This window comes from Stenotrophomonas sp. LC732 (assembly GCF_052446685.1).
GTDB classification, from domain to species: Bacteria; Pseudomonadota; Gammaproteobacteria; order Xanthomonadales; family Xanthomonadaceae; genus Stenotrophomonas; species Stenotrophomonas muris.
Genome location: NZ_CP199214.1, coordinates 3,223,388 through 3,248,896 on the forward strand (window position 1 = coordinate 3,223,388; position 25,509 = coordinate 3,248,896).

At 66.6% G+C, this 25,509-nt stretch carries 22 protein-coding genes; 10 read left to right on the top strand and 12 right to left on the bottom strand.

All coding sequences use genetic code 11. From position 1 onward, the window contains the following. Positions 1 to 7 precede the first annotated feature (7 nt). The 8 genes from era to rpoE all read right to left on the bottom strand — a co-directional run bounded on the left by era (position 8) and on the right by rpoE (position 7,930). Complete coding sequence (gene era / locus ACT6SE_RS15435) at positions 8 to 904, bottom strand: GTPase Era (RefSeq protein WP_005410599.1); 897 nt, start codon at positions 902 to 904, stop codon at positions 8 to 10. Beyond that, positions 901 to 1,581: a ribonuclease III gene (gene rnc / locus ACT6SE_RS15440; RefSeq protein ID WP_046431951.1), complete on the bottom strand. Its 681-nt coding sequence runs from the start codon at positions 1,579 to 1,581 to the stop codon at positions 901 to 903. Before rnc ends, era begins: the two co-directional genes overlap by 4 nt. Then, positions 1,571 to 1,954 (bottom strand): DUF4845 domain-containing protein, encoded by a 384-nt coding sequence (locus ACT6SE_RS15445; protein WP_014647998.1) that lies wholly within the window; start codon positions 1,952 to 1,954, stop codon positions 1,571 to 1,573. The genes rnc and ACT6SE_RS15445 overlap by 11 nt, the downstream gene beginning before the upstream one ends. A gap of 52 nt (positions 1,955 to 2,006) precedes the next feature. Next, the gene (gene lepB, locus ACT6SE_RS15450; protein ID WP_014038087.1) at positions 2,007 to 2,801 is read right to left on the bottom strand and encodes a signal peptidase I; all 795 of its coding nucleotides are present in this window, start codon (positions 2,799 to 2,801) and stop codon (positions 2,007 to 2,009) included. Between the two features lie 55 nt (positions 2,802 to 2,856). Beyond that, complete coding sequence (lepA, locus tag ACT6SE_RS15455) at positions 2,857 to 4,650, bottom strand: translation elongation factor 4 (RefSeq protein ID WP_032958997.1); 1,794 nt, start codon at positions 4,648 to 4,650, stop codon at positions 2,857 to 2,859. A 180-nt stretch (positions 4,651 to 4,830) separates the two neighbouring features. Beyond that, positions 4,831 to 6,363 carry a DegQ family serine endoprotease gene (locus tag ACT6SE_RS15460; RefSeq protein ID WP_049420101.1) on the bottom strand — a complete coding sequence of 511 codons (1,533 nt, stop codon included), beginning with the start codon at positions 6,361 to 6,363 and terminating at the stop codon, positions 4,831 to 4,833. 74 nt (positions 6,364 to 6,437) lie between these two features. Further along, a complete protein-coding gene (locus ACT6SE_RS15465; RefSeq protein WP_046431958.1) occupies positions 6,438 to 7,313 on the bottom strand; it encodes a sigma-E factor negative regulatory protein in 876 nt (291 codons plus the stop codon). Beyond that, the gene (rpoE, locus tag ACT6SE_RS15470; RefSeq protein WP_014038091.1) at positions 7,310 to 7,930 is read right to left on the bottom strand and encodes an RNA polymerase sigma factor RpoE; all 621 of its coding nucleotides are present in this window, start codon (positions 7,928 to 7,930) and stop codon (positions 7,310 to 7,312) included. Before rpoE ends, ACT6SE_RS15465 begins: the two co-directional genes overlap by 4 nt. A 235-nt stretch (positions 7,931 to 8,165) precedes the next feature. Here rpoE and ACT6SE_RS15475 point away from each other — a divergent pair, with 235 nt between their 5' ends. The 4 genes from ACT6SE_RS15475 to ACT6SE_RS15490 all read left to right on the top strand — a co-directional run bounded on the left by ACT6SE_RS15475 (position 8,166) and on the right by ACT6SE_RS15490 (position 13,272). After that, on the top strand, positions 8,166 to 10,229 hold the full coding sequence (locus tag ACT6SE_RS15475; protein WP_046431959.1) for a 3-hydroxyacyl-CoA dehydrogenase NAD-binding domain-containing protein: 2,064 nt from the start codon (positions 8,166 to 8,168) through the stop codon (positions 10,227 to 10,229). A gap of 682 nt (positions 10,230 to 10,911) precedes the next feature. Next, complete coding sequence (locus tag ACT6SE_RS15480) at positions 10,912 to 11,775, top strand: pirin family protein (protein WP_005410608.1); 864 nt, start codon at positions 10,912 to 10,914, stop codon at positions 11,773 to 11,775. Positions 11,776 to 11,896: 121 nt separating this feature from the next. Further along, complete coding sequence (aqpZ, locus tag ACT6SE_RS15485) at positions 11,897 to 12,616, top strand: aquaporin Z (RefSeq protein ID WP_046431960.1); 720 nt, start codon at positions 11,897 to 11,899, stop codon at positions 12,614 to 12,616. A gap of 197 nt (positions 12,617 to 12,813) precedes the next feature. Then, a complete protein-coding gene (locus tag ACT6SE_RS15490; protein WP_014648004.1) occupies positions 12,814 to 13,272 on the top strand; it encodes a hypothetical protein in 459 nt (152 codons plus the stop codon). A gap of 128 nt (positions 13,273 to 13,400) precedes the next feature. Here the strand turns inward: ACT6SE_RS15490 and ACT6SE_RS15495 are convergent, their stop codons facing one another. Further along, entirely contained in the window at positions 13,401 to 14,252 is an 852-nt protein-coding gene (locus ACT6SE_RS15495; protein ID WP_014648005.1) for a pirin family protein, read from the bottom strand. 215 nt (positions 14,253 to 14,467) lie between these two features. Between ACT6SE_RS15495 and ACT6SE_RS15500 the strand changes: the two genes are divergently transcribed. Beyond that, complete coding sequence (locus ACT6SE_RS15500; protein ID WP_014648006.1) at positions 14,468 to 16,549, top strand: carbon starvation CstA family protein; 2,082 nt, start codon at positions 14,468 to 14,470, stop codon at positions 16,547 to 16,549. Next, positions 16,549 to 16,773 carry a YbdD/YjiX family protein gene (locus ACT6SE_RS15505; RefSeq protein WP_032958992.1) on the top strand — a complete coding sequence of 75 codons (225 nt, stop codon included), beginning with the start codon at positions 16,549 to 16,551 and terminating at the stop codon, positions 16,771 to 16,773. Before ACT6SE_RS15500 ends, ACT6SE_RS15505 begins: the two co-directional genes overlap by 1 nt. 117 nt (positions 16,774 to 16,890) lie before the next feature. On the opposite strand, the gene ACT6SE_RS15510 is transcribed toward ACT6SE_RS15505, so the two are convergent. Continuing rightward, entirely contained in the window at positions 16,891 to 18,141 is a 1,251-nt protein-coding gene (locus ACT6SE_RS15510; RefSeq protein ID WP_046431961.1) for a DUF819 family protein, read from the bottom strand. Positions 18,142 to 18,299: 158 nt separating this feature from the next. Between ACT6SE_RS15510 and ACT6SE_RS15515 the strand changes: the two genes are divergently transcribed. After that, positions 18,300 to 18,689 carry a VOC family protein gene (locus ACT6SE_RS15515; RefSeq protein ID WP_014648009.1) on the top strand — a complete coding sequence of 130 codons (390 nt, stop codon included), beginning with the start codon at positions 18,300 to 18,302 and terminating at the stop codon, positions 18,687 to 18,689. A gap of 86 nt (positions 18,690 to 18,775) precedes the next feature. On the opposite strand, the gene ACT6SE_RS15520 is transcribed toward ACT6SE_RS15515, so the two are convergent. Together ACT6SE_RS15520 and ACT6SE_RS15525 are read right to left on the bottom strand one after the other, a co-directional pair. Then, positions 18,776 to 20,062, bottom strand: coding sequence for a sensor histidine kinase (locus tag ACT6SE_RS15520; protein ID WP_014648010.1), 1,287 nt, complete (start codon positions 20,060 to 20,062; stop codon positions 18,776 to 18,778). Continuing rightward, entirely contained in the window at positions 20,049 to 20,762 is a 714-nt protein-coding gene (locus tag ACT6SE_RS15525; protein ID WP_014648011.1) for a response regulator transcription factor, read from the bottom strand. The genes ACT6SE_RS15520 and ACT6SE_RS15525 overlap by 14 nt, the downstream gene beginning before the upstream one ends. Positions 20,763 to 20,893: 131 nt before the next feature. Between ACT6SE_RS15525 and ACT6SE_RS15530 the strand changes: the two genes are divergently transcribed. The 3 genes from ACT6SE_RS15530 to ACT6SE_RS15540 all read left to right on the top strand — a co-directional run bounded on the left by ACT6SE_RS15530 (position 20,894) and on the right by ACT6SE_RS15540 (position 25,122). Then, positions 20,894 to 22,597 (top strand): ArnT family glycosyltransferase, encoded by a 1,704-nt coding sequence (locus tag ACT6SE_RS15530; protein WP_049420433.1) that lies wholly within the window; start codon positions 20,894 to 20,896, stop codon positions 22,595 to 22,597. A gap of 111 nt (positions 22,598 to 22,708) precedes the next feature. Further along, entirely contained in the window at positions 22,709 to 23,476 is a 768-nt protein-coding gene (locus tag ACT6SE_RS15535; protein WP_041863683.1) for a phosphatase PAP2 family protein, read from the top strand. Further along, complete coding sequence (locus tag ACT6SE_RS15540; protein ID WP_046431967.1) at positions 23,473 to 25,122, top strand: phosphoethanolamine transferase; 1,650 nt, start codon at positions 23,473 to 23,475, stop codon at positions 25,120 to 25,122. The genes ACT6SE_RS15535 and ACT6SE_RS15540 overlap by 4 nt, the downstream gene beginning before the upstream one ends. The last annotated feature ends 387 nt before the right edge of the window (positions 25,123 to 25,509 follow it).

Sequence of the window (25,509 nt, forward strand, 5' to 3'; positions counted from 1 at the left end):
TCGCGGCTTATTCGTAGCCGAAGGCCTTCAGCGCGGCCTCGTCGTCGGACCAGCCTTCACGCACGCGCACCCAGGTTTCCAGGAACACCTTGGCCCCGAACAGACGCTCCATCTGCAGGCGGGACTTGGCGCCGATCTCCTTCAGGCGGGCGCCGCCCTTGCCGATCACGATGGCCTTCTGGCCCTCGCGCTCGACCCAGATCACCGCACCGATGCGCAGCAGGTTGCCATCCTCGGTGAAGCGCTCGATCTCGACGGTGGTTGCGTACGGCAGTTCTTCGCCGAGCTGGCGCATCAACTGCTCGCGCACCAGTTCACCGGCCAGGAAACGCTGGCTGCGATCGGTGATCTCGTCCTCGCCGAACATCGGCGGGGCTTCCGGCAGCAGCTTCAGCACGTCGCGCACCAGCGCTTCCAGGCCGTTGCGCTTCTGCGCCGAGATCGGGTGCACGGCGGCGAAATCACGACCTTCGGTCACCTGCTGCAGGAACGGCAGCAGCGCGCCCTTTTCCTTCAGGCGATCGATCTTGTTGACCACCAGCACCACCGGGATGCCGGCGTCGCGCAGCACGTTGAACGCCAGGCTGTCCTCTTCATCCCAGCGACCGGCTTCGATCACCAGCAGCCCTGCATCGACGCCTTCCAGTGAGCCACGCGCGGCGCGGTTCATCACCCGGTTCATCGCCCGCTTCTGCACCTTGTGCAGGCCGGGGGTGTCGACCAGCACCAGCTGGCCTTCCGGATAGGTGGCGATGCCCAGCAGGCGATGGCGCGTGGTCTGCGGACGGTTGGAGACGATGCTGACCTTGGCGCCGACCAGGGCATTGGTCAGGGTCGACTTGCCCACGTTCGGGCGGCCGATGACGGCCACGCTGCCGCAATGATGGGGAGTTTGTTCGCTCACTTGGAATCCAGTTGTTCTAGGACGGCCGCAGCCGCCTGTTGTTCGGCAAGCCGCCGCGAGGCGCCTTCGCCCTCGGTGCTGGCGGCCGGGTCGGCTACGTTGCAGCGTACCCGGAAGTGCTTGGCGTGGTCGTCACCGGATTCTGACACCAGTTCATACTGCGGCAACGCCTTCTGTCGGGCCTGCAGCCATTCCTGCAGGCGGGTCTTGGGGTCCTTCTCGGGCCGGCCGGAGGCCGGCAGTGCCTCGATCGAAGCGCTGAACCAGGGCAGTACCACCGCCCGGCAGGCCTCGAAGCCGGCATCCAGGTAGATCGCAGCCACCACGGCTTCCACCGCGTCGGCCAGGATCGAATCACGACGGTGGCCGCCCGACTTCATTTCGCCCGGACCCAGGATCAGTCGATCGCCCAGTTCCAGGGTGCGCCCGATCACCGCCAGCGCGCCTTCACGCACCAGCTCGGCGCGGGCACGGGTCATCGCGCCTTCGTCAGCCTTGGGCCAGCGCTGGTACAACGCCTCGGCCGCCATCATGTTGACGATGCTGTCGCCCAGGAACTCCAGGCGCTCGTTGTGTGGCGCACCGGCACTGCGATGCGTCAGCGCCTGCTTCAGCAGCGCCGGGTCGCGGAAGGGATGACCGATCAGGTCACCACGTTGGAAAGGTTTATTCGGCACCGCTTCGGGTCAGGTCCTGGGATGAATCGAATTTGCCAACCACGTCCAGGTTGCCGACCAGCGGACGGCGCACTTCGTAGTTGACCTTGAGGGTCCAGCCATTGTCGCGGCGGTCGAACTTCACGTTGGCCGGCTTCACGTTTTCCGAGTAGTTGATGTACAGCCGCTTGAAGAACAGATCCTGGATCCGGGCCGGTTCCATGCTGCCCACACCCGGCTCGTTGGCCAGGCTCTTCATCGCCGAGCGCACCGCGTAATACTCCTGGTACATCGGGAACAGCTTCATGCCGATGTAAAGGAAGAAACCGACCACGATCAGGACCGCCAGGAACGAGGTCAGGGTCATGCCACGCTGCGTGTTCATCGTCTTCATTGCGTTCTCCCCAGATACGCGTTGGATGTGAAAATACTCGGTTGATGCCCGATCAGTTGATGCTCGAGCCGATCCGCGACGGCTCGAAGCCATCCTTGCAGAACCAGCCCTGGCAGTTCAGCCAGATCAGGAAGGCCTTGCCGCGCAGGTTTTCTTCCGGCAGCAGGCCCCAGAAACGGCCATCGTCGCTGTTGTCACGGTTGTCGCCCATCACAAGGTACTTGCCGGCCGGCACGGTCCACTGGCCCTGGCCACGCGGATAGTCGGTCTCCAGCACGGTGTGGGTTCGACCCGGCAGGTGTTCGACCAGCAGGTTGGCACCCTCGCCCTGGCCCTTGTGGCCTGCATAGATGCCCTTGTTGTCGTACTTCAGCGGTTCGCCGTTGAGGATCACGCCGTCGCCTTCGAAGACCACGGTGTCGCCCGGCACGCCGATGACGCGCTTGATGAAGTTCTCACCCTTGGCCGGATCGTTGTCGCTGTGGCCGGGGAAGTGGAACACCACCACGTCGCCGCGCGACGGCTCGCCAAACGGCACGATCTTGGTGTTGCTGATCGGCAGGCGCAGGCCGTAGGAGAACTTGTTGACCAGGATGAAGTCGCCGATCAGCAGGTTCGGCATCATCGAGCTGGACGGGATCTTGTACGGCTCGGCGATGAAACTGCGCACGATCAGCACGATCGCCAGCACCGGGAAGAACGCACGCGAGTAATCCACCAGCACCGGCTCGGAGTCGAGCAGGCCCGCGCGCTGGGCGCGACGCTTGGCGAGGTACAGCTTGTCCGCGAGCAGGATCAGGCCCGAGGCCAGGGTCAGCACGACCAGGAGGATCTCAAACAGTTTCATTCAGGGTCCTTTGCAACGTCACCAGACGACCGGCCCCGCAGGGCCGGTGCGGGCCTTACTTGTTGTCCATCTGCAGGACGGCCAGGAACGCTTCCTGCGGAATCTCCACGCGTCCGACCTGCTTCATGCGCTTCTTGCCTTCCTTCTGCTTTTCCAGAAGCTTCTTCTTGCGCGAAACGTCGCCACCATAGCACTTGGCCAGCACGTTCTTGCGCATGGCCTTGACCGTGGTGCGGGCGATGATCTGCGAGCCGACGGCGGCCTGGATGGCCACGTCGAACATCTGGCGCGGGATCAGGTCCTTCATCTTCTCGCACAGCTCGCGGCCACGTCGGTCAGCGTGGCTGCGGTGCACGATCAACGACAGCGCATCGACCTTGTCACCATTGATCAGCACGTCCACGCGCACGAACGGGCCTGCGTCGAAGCGCACGAAGTGGTAATCGAGCGAGGCATAGCCGCGGCTGACCGACTTCAGCTTGTCGAAGAAGTCCAGCACCACCTCGGCCATCGGCAGCTCGTAGCTGATCTGCACCTGGCTGCCCAGGTAGTTGATGCCGATCTGGCTGCCGCGCTTTTCTTCGCACAGCTTGATGATGTTGCCGATGTACTCCTCGGGGGTGAGCACGTTGGCGCGGATGATCGGTTCGCGGATTTCCTCGACCTGGTTCACCGCCGGCAGCTTGGCCGGGTTGTCCATGTTGATGATCGAGCCATCGGTCTTCAGGACCTCATACACCACCGTCGGCGCGGTGCTGATCAGGTCCAGGTTGTATTCGCGCTCCAGGCGCTCCTGCACGATTTCCATGTGCAGCATGCCCAGGAAGCCGCAGCGGAAGCCGAAGCCCATCGCTTCGGAGCTTTCCGGCTCGAAACGCAGCGCGGCATCGTTCAGGCGCAGCTTGTCCAGCGCTTCGCGCAGGTCCGGGTAGTCTTCGGCATCGACCGGGAACAGGCCGGCGAACACGCGCGGCTGCATTTCCTGGAAGCCCGGCAGCGGCTTCGGCGCCGGGTCGCCGGCCAGGGTGAGGGTGTCGCCGACCGGCGCACCATGCACGTCCTTGATGCTGGCGGTGACCCAGCCCACTTCACCGGCACGCAGCGCCGGCAGCACCTTGCGCTTCGGCGTGAACACGCCGACGTTGTCGACCTGGTGGTTGCGGCCGGTCGACATCACCTGCAGCTTGTCACCGGCCTTGATCTCGCCCTGCATCACGCGCACCAGCGACACCACGCCGAGGTAGTTGTCGAACCACGAGTCGATGATCAGCGCCTGCAGCTTGTCGGTGTCGCGCGGCGCCGGCGGCGGAATGCGGTGCACGATCGCTTCCAGCACGTCCTGCACGTTGAGGCCGGTCTTGGCACTGACCGGCACGGCGTCGGAGGCATCGATGCCGATCACGGCCTCGATCTCGGCCTTGGCGCGCTCGATGTCGGCGGTGGGCAGGTCGATCTTGTTGATCACCGGCACCACTTCCAGGCCCTGCTCCACGGCGGTGTAGCAGTTGGCCACCGACTGGGCTTCCACGCCCTGCGCCGCATCGACCACCAGCAGCGCGCCTTCGCAGGCGGCCAGCGAGCGGCTGACTTCATAGGAGAAGTCGACGTGGCCGGGGGTGTCGATGAAATTCAGGTGGTAGGTCTGCCCGTCCTTGGCCAGGTACGGCAGTGACACCGACTGCGCCTTGATCGTGATGCCACGCTCGCGCTCGATCGGATTGGAATCGAGCACCTGCGCTTCCATCTCGCGGGCCTGCAGGCCACCGCAGAGCTGGATGATGCGGTCGGCCAGCGTGGACTTGCCGTGGTCGACATGGGCGATGATGGAGAAGTTGCGGATGTTCCGCATCGAATCAGAAGACATAGGTGGCGGCGGCGCGCGGCGTCGTCAGGGTAACGGTCGATTATCGCACGCCCAGCGCCCGGCCGCGAAAACCGGCTGCCGGGCACCGGCCCGGAACGACCGAAGCCCCGCCGGGGCGGGGCTTCGGGGGAGGCCCAGGGGCCGCCGGAGCGGCCCCGGCAGGCCCTACTGGCCGGCCTTGACCGCCACGAAGGCGCTGTTGCCATTGGCCGTGCGGACCAGCAGCATGACCACGTCGTCCTTCTTGAAGCTGGACAGCGCCCGGTTCAGGGCATCCACGCTGCCGACCGCGACGCGGCCGACCTGCAGGATCACCATGCCCGGCGACAGGCCGGCATCACGCGCCGCCTGGCCCTTGACCCCGGTGATGCGCACGCCTTCGTTGCCGTTGAGCCCGAACTGCTTGCGCTGAGCTGCGCTCAGGTCGCTCACGTCCAGCCCCAGCAGGGCATTGGCCCCGGTCTGCGGCGCCGCCTCGGCACCGCCGGCCGACGGCCCGCGGGCACTGGCCTGCCCGTCTTCACTCAGGGCGGTCAACGTGGCACTGAGGTCATGCGGCTTGCCGTCGCGGTACACCACCAGGTTCACCTTGCTGCCCGGCGCCATCGCACCGATCAGCGGCGGCAGGTCGGACCAGCTGTTGACCGGGCTGCCGTTGACCGAGCGGATGACGTCGCCCACCTGCACGCCGGCCTTGGCGGCCGCACTGCCGGCCACGATCTGGTTGACCAGGGCGCCACGGCTGTCCGGCAGGCCCAGGCCCTGCGCCTTCAGCGAATCGATCGGCTCCACGACCGCGCCGAGCTGGCCGCGGGTGACCTTGCCGCTCTTCTTGATCTGCTCCACCGCGCTCATCGCAAGGTCGATCGGGATCGCGAAGCTGATGCCCATGTAGCCGCCGGACGCGGAGAAGATCTGCGAGTTGATGCCGACCACTTCGCCGCGGGTGTTCAGAAGAGGGCCACCGGAATTGCCTTGGTTGATCGCCACGTCGGTCTGGATGAACGGCACATAGCGCTGGTCGGGGCCGCCCGTACTGCGGCCGACGGCGCTGACCACGCCGGCGGTGACAGAATGGTCGAGGCCGAACGGCGAGCCGATCGCGACAACCCACTGCCCCGGCTTCAGGCTGTTGGAGTCACCCACGCGCACGGTTGGCAGGTTCTTCCCGTCGATCTTCAGCAGGGCGACGTCGTACTGCTGGTCGCTGCCCACCACCTTGGCGGTGAACTCACGGCTGTCGCCCAGCTTGACCTTCACGTCACTGGCGTCGGCCACCACGTGGTAATTGGTCAGCACATAGCCATCGGGCGAGATGATGAAGCCCGAGCCCATGCCACGGCCCTTGATGCTGGGGCCACCGTCTGGCCCACCCGGCCCCTGCCCCGGCATCGGGAAGTCGGGACCAAAGAAGCGGCGGAAGAACTCCGGCATGTCATCGTCGCCCATCGGGCCGCGCGCGGCCTGGCGGTTGTTGCGGACGATGGTGGTATCGACGTTGACCACGCCCGGGCCGACCTGTTCGACCAGGTTGGTGAAGTCGGGCAGGCCACTGACCAGCGGCTGCGCCGGTGCCCGCGCGGCCGCGGCTGGCACGGGCTGGGTCTGCGCGACGGGCGCCGGCGCCTGTGCGCAGGCCACCAGGGGAAGGGTCAGGGCCAGCAGGCCAATGGCCTGCGTGCGGAGTCGGGGAGTCATCGGACGGCAACCTCCGGGTCGGGTGGAAAGAGGAATACGGGCCCCGCCGACGGCGGGGCGTGAAGGCGCCCGGCTCAGTCGCGCGGGCGCGGCGGCACCGGCAGGTCATCCTGCAGGCGCGGCTCGAACGGATAGAACGCGGCACTACCGGCGTGGGCCGGGAAGCTGGCATTGAGCGCGCCGCCAGCGGCGGGCGCCAGGCTGGAGCGCGGCCATGGCCGGGCCTGCAGCCCGCTGACCTCGCCGAACGGCAGGTTGCGGTTGGCGTTGGCCGGCACGGTCGGGGTCAACGGTGCCTGCACGGCGGCGATGGCGCGCTGCGAAGTGTCGTCGCGCTGGGCGGCACGCGCGGCCTGCTGGCTGCGCGTAGCGCTGGCACGGCGGGCGTCCTGGCGGCGGCCCGCCGCGGCCATCGCTACGGCCGGCGCAGCAGCCACGGCCACTGCGGCCGTGTCCACCGAAGCCTCGGTGACTGGGGTCGGCGCGGCCGGTGCCAGTTCCGCCTGGCTGGCGATCACCTGCGGCGCCTGCGGTTCACCCGGCGTCGCCTCCTTCAATTTCTCGCCGCCGATGAACAGGGCGACCGCGGCCACAGATGCGGCCAGCGCAGCACCGCCGCCCCAGGCGCGCCAGCCACTGCGACGCACCTGGCGACGCGGCTCGGCCTGCGGCGTCGGCTCTGCCGCAATGGCGGCCGCAACGGCGGCACTGAAGTCGGCCGGTGCCAACGCCGGGGCCTGCCCGCGCATCACGTCGCCCAGCAGCTGCCAGCGCTCCTGGCAGCCGGCCAGTTCGGGGTCGTGTTCCATCCGGCGCAGCAGGAAGCGCGCTTCATCGGCACCCAGCTCGCCATCGACCAGGGCCGACAGCTGCTCGCGATGGCGCTGGTCAAGGCGCTGCCCGGCGGGCGATTGATGGTTCTGCGATTCGTTGAACGGATTACTGGTCATACGCGGCTCTTCTCACGGGTGGCGCTGCCGATGTCCAACAGCGGCCGGAGTTCGGTGTCGATCGCCTCGCGCGCCCGGAAGATCCGGGAACGCACGGTGCCGATCGGGCACCCCATCTTCTGCGCGATATCCTCGTAGCTCAGCCCTTCCACCTCGCGCAGGGTGATCGCCGACCGGAGTTCCTCCGGCAGCGCGTTGACGGCCTTCATGACCGTCTGTTCCAGCTCCTGGCGCATCAACTCGCGCTCGGGCGTGTCGGTGTCCCGCAGGCGGGTACCGCTGTCGAACTGCTCGGCGTCACCGATGTCGATGTCATCGGTCGGCGGACGACGATTGTGTGAAGCCAGGTAGTTTTTGGCGGTATTCACGGCGATTCGATGCAACCAGGTTGAGAACTGGGCATCGCCACGGAAACTCCCGATCGCGCGGTAGGCACGGATGAAAGTGTCCTGGGCGACGTCCTGACATTCGCTCCAGTCGGCGATGTAGCGACCGACCAGGGCCACGACCCGATGCTGGTACTTGCGCACCAGGACATCGAACGCGGCACTCTCGCCGTGCTGCACGCGCCGGACCAGCTCCAGATCCAGCTCCTGAGGTGTATCAACATCGGCCATGAGGGGCCGCACTCCTGTCAGCCCAACCGACGTCGGGCAATGAGACTGCCAATCCCGGGAAAAGTTCAGTCGCCGATCACCTGGCGCCGCACCAGCTTTTAACCACCATTCGGTTAGCGTCCCGATCCACGGCCATGGATCCGGGGGCGCCACTCCCCTGCTATTGGGATTTGACGCGGGGGAAACAACCTCTGGATCATAGCCGCTTCTCCATACACAACCGGATGGAACGTCCATGCTCTCAGGCTTCGATGGTCTCCGCTTCAGCCACTGGCACCCCGAGATCCGCGACGACGGCGTGGTGGTTCTCTCCCTGGATCGCCAGGACAGCAGCGTCAATGCGATGTCGCAGGACGTGCTGCTGGAACTGGGCGACCTGCTTGAGCGCATTGCCCTGGACCCGCCCAAGGGCGTGGTCATCCAGTCGCTGAAGAAGGCCGGCTTCATTGCCGGTGCCGACCTGAAGGAGTTCCAGGAATTCGACCGTCGCGGCACCGTCAACGACGCGATCCGGCGTGGCCAGGCCACCTACCAGAAGCTGGCCGAGCTGCCCTGCCCGACCGTAGCGGCCATCCACGGCCACTGCCTCGGCGGTGGCACCGAGCTTGCCCTGGCCTGCCGCTATCGCGTGGCCTCCAATGACAGCAGCACCCGCATCGGCCTGCCGGAAACCCAGCTGGGCATCTTCCCGGGGTGGGGTGGCAGCGCCCGCCTGCCGCACCTGGTGGGCGCCCCGGCAGCGATGGACATGATGCTGACCGGCCGCACCCTGTCGGCCTCGGCCGCGCGTGGCATCGGCCTGGTCGACAAGGTGGTGGCACCGGCGGTGGTGCTCGACACGGCCGTTGCACTGGCGCTGTCCGGCACCACCCGCCCGTTCAAGCAGCGCGCCACGGCCTGGGCCACCAACACCTGGCTGGCACGCACGCTGCTGGCACCGCAGATGGTCAAGCAGGTCGCCCGCAAGGCGAAGAAGGACCAGTACCCGGCGCCGTACGCACTGATCAGCACCTGGCAGCGCAGTGGCGGCAAGCCGATCCAGGCCCGCCTGGACGCCGAGCGGCGTGCCGTGGTGAAGCTGGCCAGTACTCCGACCGCGCGCAACCTGATCCGTATCTTCTTCCTCACCGAACGCCTGAAGGGCCTCGGTGGCGGTGATTCCGGCATCCGCCACGTGCACGTGGTCGGCGCCGGCGTGATGGGCGGCGACATCGCCGCGTGGGCCGCCTACAAGGGCTTCGAAGTGACCCTGCAGGACCGCGAGCAGCGCTTCATCGACCCGGCCATGGAACGCGCGCAGGCGCTGTTCGCCAAGAAGGTGCGCGACGAGAGCAAGCGCCCGGCCGTGGCCGCGCGCCTGCGTGCCGACCTGGAAGGCAACGGCGTGGCCGAGGCCGACCTGGTGATCGAGGCAATCATCGAGAACCCCGAAGCCAAGCGTGCGCTGTACCAGACGCTTGAGCCGAAGATGAAGCAGGACGCCCTGCTGACCACCAACACCTCGTCGATTCCGCTGGTGGAACTGCGCGACCACATCCAGCGCCCTGCGCAGTTCGCGGGCCTGCACTACTTCAACCCGGTAGCGCAGATGCCGTTGGTGGAGATCATCCATCACGACGGCATGGCGCCGGAGACCGAGCGCCGCCTGGCCGCGTTCTGCAAGGCGCTGGGCAAGTTCCCGGTGCCGGTAGCCGGCAGCCCGGGCTTCCTGGTCAACCGCGTGCTGTTCCCGTACATGCTGGAAGCGGCCACCGCGTATGCCGAGGGCATTCCGGGCCCGGTGATCGACAAGGCCGCGGTGAAGTTCGGCATGCCGATGGGCCCGATCGAACTGATCGATACCGTCGGCCTGGACGTGGCCGCCGGCGTCGGCCGCGAACTGGCGCCGTTCCTGGGCCTGCAGATCCCGGCCGCACTGCAGACGGTGGAACCGGACAAGCGCGGCAAGAAGGATGGCCAGGGCATCTACACCTGGGAGAACGGCAAGCCGAAGAAGCCGGACGTGGCCAGCGACTACCAGGCCCCGGCCGATCTGGAGGACCGCCTGATCCTGCCGCTGTTGAACGAGGCGGTGGCCTGCCTGCACGAGGGCGTGGTGGCCGACGCGGACCTGCTGGATGCCGGCGTGATCTTCGGCACCGGTTTCGCACCGTTCCGCGGCGGTCCGATCCAGCACATCCGTGCGGTCGGTGCCGATGCGATCGTCGAGCGGTTGAAGGCGCTGCAGCAGCGCCATGGCGACCGTTTCGCGCCGCGCCCCGGCTGGGACAACCCCGACCTGCGCGAACCGGTGGTCTGAGTTCATCGGCCGGGCCTGCGGCCCGGCACCCGCAGAGGCAACCGCCGAAGCCAGAGCCGGAGCAACAGCCGGCTCTGGCTTTTCTGTTAGGCGGGCGGGGCGGTGTGGGCTTGCAGGACACGCCGTAAACCCGTCCATGGGGGCTCGATGGCGCCATCCATGGCGCCAACGGTCCTGCAAGCCCACACCGCCCCACCCAGACAGTTTCCCGGTGACGGTTGCTGAACTGCGATGGCTGGTAGGTGTCGACCTTGGTCGACACCAGGAGCGAAGCGACCGGCGTTTGATTTTGATTTTCTTTTTTCTTCTCCGTGGCTGGACGCACACGGAAACTGTCAGAGGTCGGGCGGGTGGGTTGCGCAGGACCGTTGGCGCCATGGATGGCGCCATCGAGCCCCCATGGGTGAGGGCGCTTTGCTTGCGAAGCACTGCTTTGCAAGCGCCCGAACGCACAGCCGCCAGCGGCTGGGCCGGACCGCGGAGCGGGGTTTACGGCGTGTCCTGCGCAACCCACCCGCCCGGCCAAGCGCGGCTTTTGATCTTGCTTCCGCCTTCAGCGCCCCCCCACAGCCACGAGGGGCTGCGCCGTTGGCTGGAACACCCTGTTACCCATACGGGGCATGTGCCCGTCACAGCTGCATGCGATGCTCACCACCTGATCCCTGCCAGCGAGAACGCCCGCATGACCACCATCATCGCCCCGCGCGTGCACGACATCGGCGGCCTGGAAGTCCGTCGCGCCGTCCCCACCCTGCAGGCGCGCAGCATCGGCTCGTTCGTGTTCGTCGACCAGATGGGCCCGGCACTCATGCACCCCGGCACCGCCATCGACGTGCGCCCGCATCCGCATATCGGCCTGGCCACCGTCACCTACCTGTGGTCGGGCGCGATCGGCCACCGCGACACGCTGGGTTCGGATCAGGTGATCCGTCCCGGTGACGTCAACTGGATGACCGCCGGCCGCGGTATCGCCCATTCCGAGCGCACGCCGCAGCCGGACCGCGATCACGACAACCCGATCCACGGCATGCAGACCTGGGTCGCGCTGCCGAAGTCGCATGAAGAGATCGAGCCGGCGTTCTACCACCATGCCGCTGCCACCCTGCCCGAGCAGCGTCGCAACGGCGCGTGGCTGCGGGTGATCGCCGGCCGTGCGTACGGCGAGGAATCGCCGGTGAAGGTGTTCGCCGACACCCTCAACGTGGCAATCGATCTCGACCCCGATGCGGAAATCGATATCGACGACGGCCACCGCGAGCGCGCGTTGTACATCCTCGAGGGCGACGCGCAGCTGGATGGCGTGGATATTCCCGCGCAGCACCTGGTGATCCCCGAAGCCGGTGCACGCGGCCGCCTGCGCGCGAAGACGCCGGTGAAGGCGATGCTGTTCGGTGGCGAGCCGCTGGATGGCCCGCGCCACCTGTGGTGGAACTTCGTGTCGAGCTCGAAGGAGCGCATCGAGCAGGCCAAGCACGACTGGGAAGCCGGCCGCTTCGGCACCATTCCGGGCGACGACAAGGAATTCATCCCACTTCCGCAGTACTGAACATCGCGTGTTGCACACATCTGAAGGTGTATCCCTGCACCCGGCGTTGACGCGACAGTCACCCGCTGATCATTGAAATGTGACATAAATCACACTTTCGACCGTCAAAGGAGTGCAACACATGAGCATGGGTAAACGCTTGTCCGCCGAGTTCCTCGGCACGTTCTGGCTGGTTCTGGGTGGCTGTGGCAGTGCGGTGCTGGCCGCCAAGTTCGGTGGCGACGGCAATCCGCTGGGTATCGGTTTCCTCGGCGTGGCGCTGGCCTTCGGCCTGACCGTGGTGACCGGCGCCTATGCGTTCGGCCATATCTCCGGCGCGCACTTCAACCCGGCAGTCAGCGTCGGGCTGTGGGCCGGTGGTCGTTTCCCGACCAGGGATCTGGTGCCCTACATCATCGCCCAGGTTGCCGGCGGCCTGCTGGCCGGCTTCATCCTGCTGCAGATCGCCTCCGGCGCCACTGGCTTCGCCATCGACGGCAGCCAGGCGGGTGCGTTCGCCAGCAATGGCTATGGCGTGCTGTCGCCCGGCGGCTACAGCGTGGCAGCCGCCTTCCTGTGCGAAGTGGTGCTGACGGCGGTGTTCCTGATCGTGATCATGGGTTCCACCCACGGCAAGGCACCGGCCGGTTTCGCCCCGCTGGCGATCGGCCTGTCGCTGACCCTGATCCACCTGATCAGCATTCCGGTCACCAACACCTCGGTGAACCCGGCCCGCTCCACCGCCGTGGCCTTCTTTGCCGGCAGCGGCGCAGTCAGCCAGCTGTGGCTGTTCTGGGTCGCTCCCCTGCTGGGCGGCGCGATCGGCGGCCTGATCTACAAGTGGATCGGCAGCGACCGCTGATCCTCGCGACTCCCATTGCGGCCGACCCTCGGCCGCAATGGTTACGTCTGCAACCGCGAATTGTGCGATTGCTCACGTTCCGTTAAGGTTGAGTTGACCGTCCGTGCACATGCCGGATGGGGCGGCATCCGGGGATGGGATGCCACGGCCGCCGGCCCTGCTGGCGGAGCCAAACAACTCATCACCTTGGGGGATGCATGAAGTTCGTGCCTGTCATCTTGTCGAGCCTGCTGTTCGCTGCGGCCCAGGCCGCCGCGCAGGCGCCGTCCGAATGTCCTTCGCTGCCAGCCAGCAGTGGCCTGCAGTGGCAGCAGCAGGTGCAGGCCGATTTCCTGGTCTGCCGCGCCAGCACCCCTGATGGCCGCGAAGTACTGAGCCTGATGCTCAGCGCGCGTGACCCCGCCATTCCGCTGAGCCGCTCGCTGCGCCAGGAAAAAGGCAGCTTCGGCGGTGAATCGCTGTACTGGTACCAGCCCGACCTGGGCGGCCAGCAACCGCCGGGTTACGCCGAACGGCGCATCAGCGTGGTCAAGATCGACAAAGGGCGTTACGCGCAGATTGCGCTGTATCCGGACAGCGCGCAGGAGCTGAGCTCACTGCAGCAGCTGGCGCAGGGCATGAGCCTGACCCCTTCGGCCGTGGCCGCCGGGCGCTGAAGGTGACGGGGATGACTGCCTGGCAGCATCCCCGCAATGCACCTCGATCGGCAGGCAGTGCCGGCCGCCGGCCGGCAAACCCTTCGGTCCTGATCAAAAGCAGGTGCCGGCCGGCGGCCGGCACTACCTCAGAACCTGCCTTCCTGGAAATCGACGAAGGCCTGCATCAGTTCCTGCCGCGTGTTCATCACGAACGGGCCGTGCCGCATCACCGGCTCGCGCAACGGACGGCCGGCCACCAGGATCAGCCGCGCGCCTTCGCTGCCAGCCGAAACATGCAGCTGTTCGCCGCCGCCCAGCACCGCCAGCTCCTGGCGCGCAACATCACGGGCGGCGTCCTGTTCACCCACCGTCAGTCCGCCTTCAAATACATAGGCAAAGGCGTTGTGGCCTTCCGGCAGCGTGTAAGTCCAGGCCCGGTCGGGCGCCAACGTGATGTCGAGATACAGCGGCTCGGTGGCCGGCTGCACGATCGGGCCGCGGGTGCCGTCGACCGAGCCGGCGATCACCTTCACTTCCACGCCGGCTGCCGGCTGCACCACGGGAATGCGCTCGGGCGCGAACTCCTGGTACTTCGGCTCGGTCATCTTCTCCTTCGCCGGCAGGTTCACCCACAGCTGGAATCCACGCATCTGCCCGCTTTCCTGCTCGGGCATCTCCGAGTGCACCAGGCCGCGGCCAGCGGTCATCCACTGCACGCTGCCCGGGGTCAACAGGCCTTCGTTGCCATGGTTGTCGCGATGCCGCATGCGTCCGTCGAGCATGTAGGTGACGGTCTCGAAACCGCGGTGCGGGTGTTCCGGGAAGCCGGCGATGTAGTCCTCGGCCCGGTCGGTGCCGAATTCATCGAGCAGCAGGAACGGGTCCAGGTCCGGCAGCGTCGGGCCGCCGATGACGCGGGTCAGGCGCACGCCGGCACCGTCGGAGGTGGGCATGCCACGGATGGTGCGCAGCACGCGGACCGGTTCGGGAAGGCTCATGGCGACTCCTGTGGGATGGATGCCCCTGAAGATGGACGCCACATGGCCGTACGCCAATGGATGGCACCGCAACCAATTGTTCCATCCCTGATGTTGGCTGCACGTCAGCGCCACCGTCGTACGACCAAAGTACTACCGCCGATTCGTCCTGTGCCAATTGACCCTGTCGTGGGCAAGCAGGACTCTTTGACTGTCTTTCCGGGAGAGAGCACCTCATGAAAGGGTTTTCCAAACTGGGCTGGGCGGCACTCGCCCTGCTCGGCGCATTCTGTCTGGGCACCGTCGCCCTGCGCCGCGGCGAGCACATCAACGCACTGTGGATCGTGGTGGCCGCGGTCTCGCTGTACCTGGTCGCCTACCGCTTCTACAGCCTGTTCATCGCCAACAAGGTGATGCAGCTGGATCCGACCCGGGCCACCCCGGCGGTGATCAACAACGATGGCCTGGACTACGTGCCGACCAACAAGCACGTGCTGTTCGGCCACCACTTCGCCGCCATTGCCGGTGCCGGCCCGCTGGTCGGCCCGGTGCTGGCCGCGCAGATGGGCTACCTGCCCGGCCTGCTGTGGCTGGTGGTGGGCGTGGTACTGGCCGGCGCAGTGCAGGACTTCATGGTGCTGTTCCTGTCCAGCCGTCGCAACGGCCGCTCGCTGGGTGACCTGGTGCGCGAGGAGATGGGCCAGGTACCCGGCACCATCGCCCTGTTCGGTGCGTTCCTGATCATGATCATCATCCTGGCGGTGCTGGCGATGGTGGTGGTCAAGGCGCTGGCCGAAAGCCCGTGGGGCATGTTCACGGTGATCGCGACGATGCCCATCGCGATCCTGATGGGCGTGTACATGCGCTACATCCGCCCCGGCAGGATCGGCGAGATTTCGGTGGTTGGCCTGATCCTGCTGCTGGCCGCGATCTGGTACGGCGGCAAGGTCGCCGCCGACCCGGTGTGGGGGCCGGCGTTCACCTTCACCGGCACCCAGATCACCTGGATGCTGATCGGCTACGGCTTCGTCGCCTCGGTGCTGCCGGTGTGGCTGCTGCTGGCCCCGCGCGACTACCTGTCGACCTTCCTCAAGATCGGCACCATCATCGCGCTGGCCATCGGCATCCTGGTGGTGATGCCGGAACTGAAGATGCCGGCGCTGACCCAGTTCGCCGCCAGCGGTGATGGCCCGGTGTGGAAGGGCGGCATGTTCCCCTTCCTGTTCATTACCATCGCCTGCGGTGCGGTCTCCGGTTTCCACGCACTGATCTCCTCCGGCACCACGCCGAAGCTGCTGGCCAATGAAGCGCACATGCGCTACATCGGCTACGGCGGCATGCTGATGGAATCGTTCGTGGCGGTGATGGCGCTGGTGGCGGCCTCGATCATCGATCCGGGCATCTACTTCGCGATGAACAGCCCGGCCGCCGTGATCGGTGCCGATGCAGCCTCGGCGGCGCACTACATCACCAACACCTGGGGCTTCACCATTACCCCCGAGCAGTTGACCGCGACCGCGGCCGCCATTGGTGAACCGACCATCCTGCACCGCGCCGGTGGTGCACCGACGCTGGCGGTAGGCATCGCGCAGATCCTGCACGAAGCGATTCCCAGTGGCAGCGACGCGATGATGGCGTTCTGGTACCACTTCGCGATCCTGTTCGAAGCCTTGTTCATCCTGACCGCGGTGGACGCCGGTACCCGCGCCGGGCGCTTCATGCTGCAGGACCTGCTGGGCAACTTCGTGCCGGCCCTGAAGAAGACCGAGTCGTGGACCGCCAACATCATCGGTACCGCCGGCTGCGTGGCGCTGTGGGGCTACCTGCTCTACACCGGCGTGGTCGATCCGTTCGGCGGCATCCAGACGCTGTGGCCGCTGTTCGGCATCTCCAACCAGATGCTGGCTGGCATCGCGCTGATGCTGGGCACGGTGGTGCTGTTCAAGATGAAGCGTGACCGCTATGCGTGGGTCACTGCGGTACCGGCGGTGTGGCTGCTGATCTGCACCACCTACGCCGGCTTCATCAAGATCTTCGACAGCAACCCGGCGCAGGGTTTCCTGGCGCAGGCACACAAGTTCCAGGCCGCGCTCGCCAGCGATACGATCACTGCACCGGCCAAGTCGGTGGCGCAGATGAAGCAGATCGTGGTCAACGCCTACGTCAACACCGGCCTGACCGCGCTGTTCCTGCTGGTGGTCGGCGCGGTGCTGGTGTATTCGATCAAGACCATCCTGGCGGCACGCCGCAACCCGCAGCGCAGCGACCGCGAGACCCCGTACGTGGCGCTGAAGCCGCATGAAATGGTGGATCTGTGATGAGCACGCAACTGGTTCCCGCCGGCCAGTACCAGGCGCACCGCCGCATCTGGCGGCGCCTGGTGCAGACCGCACGACTGTGCTGTGGCATTCCTGACTACGACAACTACGTCCGGCACATGCTGGATAAGCACCCGGACCAGGAGCCGATGGACTACAAGACGTTCTTCCGCGAGCGCCAGGAAGCGCGTTACGGCGGGCGCAACGGCGGGCGCTGCTGCTGAGGGCCAGGCCTGCCTTTCAGCAGGCAAAAGAAAGCCGAGCGCGGGCTCGGCTCTACACGGGCAGAGCGGGTTCGCGGCGCACGCCGCGAATCCGCAACAGGATCGTCCGGCCAGGACTCAGGCGCCGGCCATCCACTTCAGGATCAGGCCGGTGACATACGCCAGCCCGGTGCCGGTGGCATAGCCCACCGTACCCAGCAGCACGCCCACCGGCGCCAGCGTCGGATGGAAGGCTGCGGCCACCACGGGGGCCGAGGCGGACGCGCCGATGTTGCCCTGCGAACCGATCGCGAAGAAGAACAGCGGCGCGCGCAGCAGCTTGGCTACCCCCCACAGCACCAGCACGTGCGTGGCCATCCAGATCGCGCCAAGCAGGAACAGCCACGGCCGATCCAGCAGCGACAGCAGGTTCATCTGCATGCCGATGCAGGCGATCAGGAAGTACAGGAACACCGTGCCCAGCCGCGAAGCGCCTGCGGCTTCCAGCCGGCGCGCACGGGTGAAGCTCAGGCCCAGGCCCATCGCCGTGGACAACAGGATCACCCAGACGAACTGGCTGTCGAGGCTGAACTGGCTGGCCCAGCTGACATTGGCCTTGAACCAGCCCGACAACGGCGCGGCGATGGCATGGGCCAGGCCGACGCCACCCAATGCCACGCCAACGATCACCATCAGGTCGGTCATGCTGGGAATGCGCGCGTTCTGTGCCTCGTAGGCGCTGATGCGTGCCTTCATCTCGTCGATGGCGCGGGTGTCGGCACCGTTGCGGGTATCGATCTGCTGCGCGCGGTTGGCCAAAAACAGCAGGATCGCCATCCACAGGCTGGCGCAGGCCACGTCGACCACCGCGAACTGGCCAAAGGTGGTGGCATCGGTGCCGAACACCTCGCGCATGGCCACCATGTTGGCGCCGCCACCGATCCAGCTGCCGGCCAGCGCGGCCATGCCGGCCCAGGTATCACCGGCCACCGTTTCCGGATGGATCAGCTTCATCAGCTGGAACGAGACGATGGCGCCGAGCATGATGCCGGCGGTACCGGCGCAGAACACGATCAGCAGCTTTGGGCCGAGCTTGATGACGCCTTTCAGGTCGATCGACAGTGTCAGCAGGACCAGCGCAGCGGGCAGCAGCACGTCGCGCGCGACCGGGTTGTACAGCGAGGTGTTGTGGCCATCGATGACACCGGCGGTGTTGTAGATGGCGGGGATGAAGTAGCACAGCAGCAGTGCCGGCACCCAGGCGAAGATCTTCTTCAACAACGGGGTCGGACCACTGGCGGCCCAGAAGATCAGGGCCAGGGTGGCGGCAATCACGCCCAGTCCAACGATGTCGTTGCTGATCAGGGCGGTAGCGGGTTCGGTCGGCATGGGATCCTCTGTCGATCGAAAGAGCGGAGAAAAAAAAGCGCCGCATGAAGCGGCGCAGGTCGAGATTAACATTGTCTTCACGCCTGGTCATGCTGCGCTGCTTGTCGCCTTCCCCTGCATTGACGACGATTGCGGCATCACCGTTGTGGAGCAGGCCCATGCAGCTTGGTGCCTTCTCTGTCAGCCTGTCCGTGAAGGACCTGGCCGCCTCCCGTGCGTTCCACGAAGCCCTCGGGTTCTCGGTCACCGGTGGCGATCCCACGCAGAACTGGCTGGTAATGCGCAGCAACGGCACGGTCATCGGGCTGTTCCAGGGCATGTTCGAGGGCAACCTGCTGACCTTCAACCCCGGCTGGGACCAGCACAGGCAGGAGCTGCCCCACTTCCAGGATGTGCGTGAACTGCAGGCGGAACTGGATGCCAAGGGCATCGAACTGGCAGTCCGCACTGACCCCGATGGCCAGGGGACCGGCTACCTGCAGCTGGCCGATCCCGACGGCAACGTGATCCTGATCGACCAGCACGTGGCGCGGCCGAACGGGCGGTAATGCGAACAGCCATTGCGTGGGTAGGCGTCGACCTTGGTCGACGGGCCGCATGCCAACCAAGGTTGGCATCTACCAGGACGGCCGGATCAGGCCGGGCGCGAGGCACTGAAATCGAGCGTGACACGCGTTCCGCGCGGCTCGCAGGGCTGCAGCTGCAGGGTCCAGCCCAGGTGCTCGCACAACCGCGCGATCAGGTCCAGGCCGATGCCGCCGCCACGATCGGCGCGTCCGCCACGGGCCATGCGCGCGTGGATGGCGGCAATCTCCTCCGGGCTCATGCCATGCCCTGGGTCCTGCAGCGTCAGCACCGCCGACGCACTCAACTGCAGCTCGATATGGCCGCGGCCGCTGTTCTCGATGGCATTGCGCAGCAGGTTGCCGATCGCCGCCTGCACCACTGCCATCGGCGCAACGATATCCACCGGCGCCGCCTGGATGCCGATGCTCAGGTCCTTGTCACCGAGCAGGTGGCGATGGTCGTCGACGATCTCCGGCAGCAGCTGGTCCAGGGCGATGCGCTCGGCACGCGCGGCCAGGCGTGCCGGATCACGCGCCAGCACCAGCAGCAGCTCGATCAGCTGCTCCACGCTCTGCGCTGTGCGCAACACCCGCTGCATCTGCTGGCGGGCGCGCTCGGGCAGGCCCGGTTGCTCCAGCGCGAGCTCGGCAGCACCGGTCATCACCGCGATCGGCGTGCGCAGTTCGTGGCTGGCGGTGCTGATGAAGACCCGCTCGCGCTCGACGAACTGCTCGTTGCGGTCCAGGTAGTCGTTCAACGCACCGGCGATGGTATGCAGCTCGGCGCTGCCGCGCGGATCGACTTCGATACGCTGGCCCTGCACGCCCGGCCGCAGCCCGGCAATGTGTTGTGCCAGCAGGCTCAACGGACGCACCATCCGCTCCATGCCGAACGACGCCATCAGCACGGTGACGAAGATCATGATCACCCCGGCCAGCATCACCCAGCGCGTGGCGAACTGTTCCAGGTCATGGAAATCGGAGATGTCCAGCGCCAGCGCCACCCGTCCCATCGACTGCGTTTCACGGACCATCACCGCCGTCTCGCGGCCCTTGACCATCACTCCGTCATGCAACCCAGGATGCAGGGAGCGCAGGCTCTCTGGCAGATTGACCGCGTCAAAGCGGTACAGGCTCAGCGTGTCCGAGTCCTGCCAGCGATAGTGAGGTTCGTGCTCGACATGCTCGACGATGCTGTCCAGTTCGGAATTGAGCAGCGCGCGCCACGCGGCGTGCTCGGCGTGTTCGTGCACGTAGTTGCCGACACTGAACACTGCAATCGACAGCAGTGCCAGGTACCCGAGCAACCACCACACCACCCGCCGGTACAGCGGCCCCGGCTTACGCGCCCTCATCAGCATTCCTGCCTGCGTCGGCAGCGTCCATCAGCGCCAACCGATAGCCCACCCGCGGCAGCGTATGGATGAGCTTGTCGGCAAACGGGCCGTCGACGCTGCGGCGCAGCTCGTAGACATGCGAGCGCAGCAGATCGCCATCCGGTGGCTCGTCGCCCCACAGGGCGAACTCCAGCTGCTGGCGGGTGACCGCACCGGGGCTGGCGCGCATCAGCACTTCCAGCAGCTTGCGGCAGGCCGGGTACAGGTGCAGCACCTGGCCACCACGCTGGGCTTCCAGGGTCGCCAGGTCCAGCACCAGGTCGCCCACCTGCAGGCGCTTGCGCGGATTGCGGCCCTGCGCGCGCAGCAGCAGCGCCTCCAGCCGCACTTCCAGCTCGGGCAGGGCGAACGGCTTGGTCAGGTAGTCGTCGGCACCGGCGCGGAAGCCGGCGATCTTGTCCGGCAGCTCGTCGCGCGCGGTCAGCATGATCACCGGCACCTCCGACGCGTGCTCGGCGCGCAGGCGACGCAGCACCTCCGGCCCCTCCATGCGCGGCAGCATCCAGTCCAGGATCACCGCATCGTAGGGGTGGCTGCCTGCCAGGTGCAGGCCGGTGATGCCATCCGGGGCCACGTCGAGCACGTGCCCGCGCGACTCGAAATAGTCGAACAGGTTGGCCACCAGCTGGCGGTTGTCCTCGATCACCAACAGACGCATGCACGAAAGATCCACGGAAGTTCGTACCATGGTAGCGCCGACCATGTCGGAATGCGGTCGCCCTGCGCCCGCTCCGACGCCTTTCCTACCCCAGCCACGTCAGAGTGGCGGTTTTGCTCCCGGAGCCTGCCGTGCCCGTAGCCCTGCCCCGCCGTTGGCGCCTGCCCCTGTTGTGGCTGCTGATCATCGCCGCGTTGGCCGCCGGTATCGGCCTGCGCCAGCCGCAGCCGCCGGACGAGCCGCGCTTCGTGCTGGCGGCCCGTACCATGGTCGAAAGTGGAGAATGGCTGCTGCCGCACCGGGGCGTGGAGCTGTACGCGGAGAAGCCGCCGGTCTTCATGTGGCTGCAGGCGGCCGCTTACGAGGTGGTCGGCAGCTGGCAATGGTCGTTCCTGCTGCCGTCGCTGCTGGGCGCCCTGCTCAGCCTGTGGCTGGTGTCGGACCTGGCACGGCGGCTGTGGTCGCCGCGGCATTCCCTGTACGCCCTCGCGGCGCTGTTCTGCACCCTGCAGTTCGGCCTGATGGCCAAGCGCGCGCAGATCGACATGGTGCTGGTCGGCATGACCACGGTGGCCCTGTGGGGACTGATGCGCCACCTGTGCGAGCGCCGCAACCTGCCCGCGCTGTGGCTGGCCGGTTTCGCCGCTGGCCTCGGCACGGTGACCAAGGGCGTGGGGTTCCTGCCGCTGCTGATGGTGCTGCCGTGGTTCGGCTGGTGGCTGTACCAGCGCCGCCGCGGACGCAGCGTGGACGGTCCGCACCCGGCAACGCTGCTGTGGCTGATCCCGGCCTTCCTGCTGGGCGTGGCGGTGTGGCTTGCCCCGCTGGGCTGGGCATTGCTGCATGAGCCAAGCGCGTCCCTGCAGTCCTACGCCCACGAACTGCTGTTCAAGCAGACCGGCACCCGCTACGCCAACGCCTGGCACCACCGCCAGCCGGTCTGGTACTACCTGCAGGTGATCCTGACCTTGTGGCTGCCGGGCAGCCTGCTGCTGCCGATGCTGTTCAAACCCTGGTGGCGCCGCATCCGCCGTGGTGACCGCCGGCAATGGCTGCTGCTGGGGTGGGCGCTGCTGGTGCTGGTGTTCTTCAGTGCCAGCCCCGGCAAGCGCGAGGTCTATGTGCTGCCAATGCTGCCGGCGATGGCGCTGGCGGTGGCCCCGCTGTTGCCTGGCCTGCTGCGACGGCTGTGCGTGCGGCGCTACCTGTTCGGCTACACCGTGGTGCTGATGCTGGCCACCGGTGTGCTCGGGGTGATGCTGATGACCGAACATCCGTGGGCCCTGGCGCAGCTGGAACGGCGGGCGATGCCCGATTCGCTGCTGCCGGTGCTGGGAGATGGCCTGCTGACCTTTGCCATTGCCCTGGCCACGTTGATCGTGTGGCTGCGGGTGCGACGTGCCGCAACGCTGGTGTTGCTGACCCACGGCATGCTGTGGATGCTCTACGGCCTGGTGCTGATCCCGGCGCTGGATCCGTACGCATCAGCGTCGGCGGTGATGCGCCGGGTGGGCGCGCGGATCGGCCCGGATGCGGAGCTGGCACTGGTCGCCTGGCGCGAACAGAACCTGCTGCAGGCAGATCGGCCGGTGCGCGAGTTCGGCTTCAAGCGCCCGTGGGCCGAACAATGGCATGACGCCGGCCCGTGGCTGGCCGAGGCGCCGGGCAAGCGCTGGGTGCTGGTGCTGGACGATGCGATGAGCCCCTGCGTGGACCCGGCCAAGGTGATCGACATCGGCATTGCCAACAGGAATCGTTGGCAACTGCTTCCCGGTACGGCCTGGGACCCGAAGTGCCACGCCGAGCGGACCGGATCGACCGCCGAAGAAGACTGAACGTTGACACGTTATGGGCAAACATTAACCCGGCACGAACGAGCGTCCGACCCTTCTCCGACATCGAGGTGACGAGCATGAGCGCGGATTCCCGAACCGCCCCTTCCCAGCATGCCCGTTCGTCCCATTGATGCGGCAGCGCCGCTTGCGACATCACCACTGGCGTCAAGATTCGCCGTAACTCACTTCTGGCTGCCTGTCGCAATCGGTCTGCCCGTGTTTACGCTGCTGATGGGTTTCGGCGGTGATCAATGGGTGGCCGATCACCTGTTCCGCCTCGAAGGTGGCCACTGGGCGTTGCAGGACGCCTGGGTCACCCGCACGGTGGTGCACAAGGCCGGCAAGTGGCTGAGCACGTCGGCGGCGCTGGTCGCGATCCTGTTGTGCGTGCACCACTGGCGCAAGGGGGGCGATCGCACCCTGCGATGGGCGCTGCTTTATGTCGTAATTGCCATGGCGCTGGGTACGGGCGTGATCTCCCTGCTGAAGACCCTGGTGCCGATGGAATGTCCCTGGGACCTGCTGCGCTACGGTGGCCATCAGCCCTATATCGGGCTTTTCACGCAGCGCCCGGCCGGCATGGCCGCACAGGCCTGCTTCCCTGCCGGCCACGCCAGCGCAGGCTATGCGTGGCTGTGCCTGTACTATTTCGCCCTGCTGTGGCGCCCGTCATGGCGCTGGGCAGGCTTGTGGATCGGCCTCGGCACCGGCCTGGTGTTCGGCATCAGCCAGCAGCTCCGGGGCGCGCATTTCCTTTCGCATGATGTTGCCACCGCGTTGATATGTTGGCTGCTGTCACTCGGCCTGTACCTGATCGTCAAAGGCATCCTGATCCGCCGTCAGCTGGACCGTCCCAACCGCCAGGAGGCAAACGCATGAGTGCATCGGTCCAACGCCCCGCCCGCCCTTCCGCGCTGGCGGGTCTTCGCCACTGGCGGCCACAGCTGTCCACCGAAGCACTGATCGCCTTCACCAGCCTGTTCTTCGCGGTGGCCGGCAACGGCCTGTTCTGGCACAGCGCGATGGCCAGCCATCCGGGCAGCCTGCGCTACGCGCTGTCGCTGCTGCTGTTGCTGCTGGGTGCGCACGGCGTGCTGCTGGGCATCCTGGTCTGGCGCTGGAACGCCAAAGTGGTGATCAGCCTGCTGCTGCTGGTGACCGCATTCGCCGCACACTACATGAGCCGCTACCACATCTACCTGGATGCGGACATGCTGCGCAACGTGCTGGCGACCGACCCCAAGGAAAGCCGCGAGCTGATGACGGTATCGCTGCTGTGGCCGGTACTGCTGCTGGCAGTGCTGCCGATGGTGGTGCTGTGGCGCGTGCAGCTGCGCCGCCGCAGCTGGGGCCGCAGCCTGCTCTGGCGCGTCGGCTTCCTGGTGGTGGCGGCAGTGACGGCTGTCGGCGGCGCGTTGATCTCGTTCCAGGATGTCTCGGCACTGATGCGCAACCAGCGTGAAGTGCGCTATCTCGCGACACCGGCCAATGTCCTGTTGGGCATGCCGCGTGCATTGCGTGGCGACAATCCGGTGCAGCGCGCGCCGAAGCTGCCGATCGGCACCGATGCCAAGGCCACCCCGCGCGCGCCGGCCAGCAAGCCGCGCCTGCTGGTGATCGTCATGGGCGAGACCGTGCGTGCGCAGAACTGGGGGCTCAACGGTGGCCGCAACACCACCCCGGAACTGGCGCAGGCCAGCGTGATCAATTTCCCGGACATGCATTCGTGCGGCACCAGCACCGAGGTTTCGTTGCCGTGCCTGTTCTCGCCGTGGGGCCGCCATGACTACGACGAGAAGAAGATCCGCGCGCACCAGTCGCTGCTGCACGTATTGAACCGTGCCGGCATCGCACCGTTGTGGCGTGACAACCAGTCCGGCTGCAAGGGCGTGTGCGAAGGCCTGGACTTCCAGTCCCTGTCCGATGCCACCACGCCGGGCCTGTGCGCCGATGGCCGCTGCATGGACGAGATCCTGCTGCAGGACCTGGCCACGCAGGTACGCGCCAGGCCCGGCGACCGGGTGGTGGTGCTGCACCAGCTGGGCAACCACGGTCCGGCCTACTTCGAGCGCTATCCGCCCGCATTCCGCCGTTTCACCCCGACCTGCGATACCCGTGACATTGGCCGTTGCTCGCGCGAAGAGATCACCAACAGCTATGACAATGCCGTGCTGTACACCGATCACTTCCTGACAAAGGCCATCGGCACGCTGCAGGGCATGCAGGATTACGACACGGCGATGATCTACCTGTCCGACCACGGCGAGTCGCTGGGCGAGAAGGGCCTGTTCCTGCACGGCGTGCCCTACGCCATCGCCCCGGCCGAGCAGACCCGGGTACCGATGACGATGTGGTTCTCGCCAGGCTTCGCCAGCAGCCGTGGGCTGGACCTGCAGTGCGTGCGCAAGCGTTCGGCGGCGTATACCGACCATGACAACCTGTTCCCGTCGGTGCTGGGCCTGATGCAGGTGAAGACCTCGCTGTACGAACGCGACCGCGACGTGTTCGCCAACTGCGAGAGTTGAGGGGTGTTCGGCAGGGCTTGCAGCCCTGCACCTGCCGGGGCAACGGCCGAAGCAACAGCAACAGCGTGCATTCCGTGGGATGGTGGGGTGGGTCCGGTGGCGGGAGACGCCGTAAACCCATCCTTGGGGGCTTGGCCGCGGCATCCATGCCGCGGACACTCCCGCCACCAGACCCACCCCGCCTTCGACAGTTTTCCGCGATCTGTTGGAACGATCTTGGGGTCAGATCCGTTTTCCGGAGGAAAACGGATCTGACCCCATTTTGATTGTCGATACCTGACAGATGTGTCGACCAAGGTCGACACCTACCGACAGCACACGGAATCTGTCAGAGGTGGGGCGGTGTGGGCTTGCAGGACCGTTGGCGCCATGGATGGCGCCATCGAG

What these genes read in the sequence shown, in the direction of transcription:
- ACT6SE_RS15540 (WP_046431967.1), top strand. Translation starts at nt 23,473, where the DNA reads ATGAGTGCATCGGTCCAACGCCCCGCCCGCCCTTCCGCGCTGGCGGGT.
- ACT6SE_RS15480 (WP_005410608.1), top strand. Translation starts at nt 10,912, where the DNA reads ATGACCACCATCATCGCCCCGCGCGTGCACGACATCGGCGGCCTGGAA.
- ACT6SE_RS15510 (WP_046431961.1), bottom strand. Translation starts at nt 18,141, where the DNA reads ATGCCGACCGAACCCGCTACCGCCCTGATCAGCAACGACATCGTTGGA.
- ACT6SE_RS15500 (WP_014648006.1), top strand. Translation starts at nt 14,468, where the DNA reads ATGAAAGGGTTTTCCAAACTGGGCTGGGCGGCACTCGCCCTGCTCGGC.
- lepB (WP_014038087.1), bottom strand. Translation starts at nt 2,801, where the DNA reads ATGAAACTGTTTGAGATCCTCCTGGTCGTGCTGACCCTGGCCTCGGGC.
- ACT6SE_RS15505 (WP_032958992.1), top strand. Translation starts at nt 16,549, where the DNA reads ATGAGCACGCAACTGGTTCCCGCCGGCCAGTACCAGGCGCACCGCCGC.
- ACT6SE_RS15495 (WP_014648005.1), bottom strand. Translation starts at nt 14,252, where the DNA reads ATGAGCCTTCCCGAACCGGTCCGCGTGCTGCGCACCATCCGTGGCATG.
- ACT6SE_RS15490 (WP_014648004.1), top strand. Translation starts at nt 12,814, where the DNA reads ATGAAGTTCGTGCCTGTCATCTTGTCGAGCCTGCTGTTCGCTGCGGCC.
- lepA (WP_032958997.1), bottom strand. Translation starts at nt 4,650, where the DNA reads ATGCGGAACATCCGCAACTTCTCCATCATCGCCCATGTCGACCACGGC.
- ACT6SE_RS15515 (WP_014648009.1), top strand. Translation starts at nt 18,300, where the DNA reads ATGCAGCTTGGTGCCTTCTCTGTCAGCCTGTCCGTGAAGGACCTGGCC.
- aqpZ (WP_046431960.1), top strand. Translation starts at nt 11,897, where the DNA reads ATGAGCATGGGTAAACGCTTGTCCGCCGAGTTCCTCGGCACGTTCTGG.
- ACT6SE_RS15535 (WP_041863683.1), top strand. Translation starts at nt 22,709, where the DNA reads ATGCCCGTTCGTCCCATTGATGCGGCAGCGCCGCTTGCGACATCACCA.
- ACT6SE_RS15520 (WP_014648010.1), bottom strand. Translation starts at nt 20,062, where the DNA reads ATGAGGGCGCGTAAGCCGGGGCCGCTGTACCGGCGGGTGGTGTGGTGG.
- ACT6SE_RS15445 (WP_014647998.1), bottom strand. Translation starts at nt 1,954, where the DNA reads ATGAAGACGATGAACACGCAGCGTGGCATGACCCTGACCTCGTTCCTG.
- ACT6SE_RS15525 (WP_014648011.1), bottom strand. Translation starts at nt 20,762, where the DNA reads ATGCGTCTGTTGGTGATCGAGGACAACCGCCAGCTGGTGGCCAACCTG.
- ACT6SE_RS15460 (WP_049420101.1), bottom strand. Translation starts at nt 6,363, where the DNA reads ATGACTCCCCGACTCCGCACGCAGGCCATTGGCCTGCTGGCCCTGACC.
- ACT6SE_RS15465 (WP_046431958.1), bottom strand. Translation starts at nt 7,313, where the DNA reads ATGACCAGTAATCCGTTCAACGAATCGCAGAACCATCAATCGCCCGCC.
- rpoE (WP_014038091.1), bottom strand. Translation starts at nt 7,930, where the DNA reads ATGGCCGATGTTGATACACCTCAGGAGCTGGATCTGGAGCTGGTCCGG.
- ACT6SE_RS15475 (WP_046431959.1), top strand. Translation starts at nt 8,166, where the DNA reads ATGCTCTCAGGCTTCGATGGTCTCCGCTTCAGCCACTGGCACCCCGAG.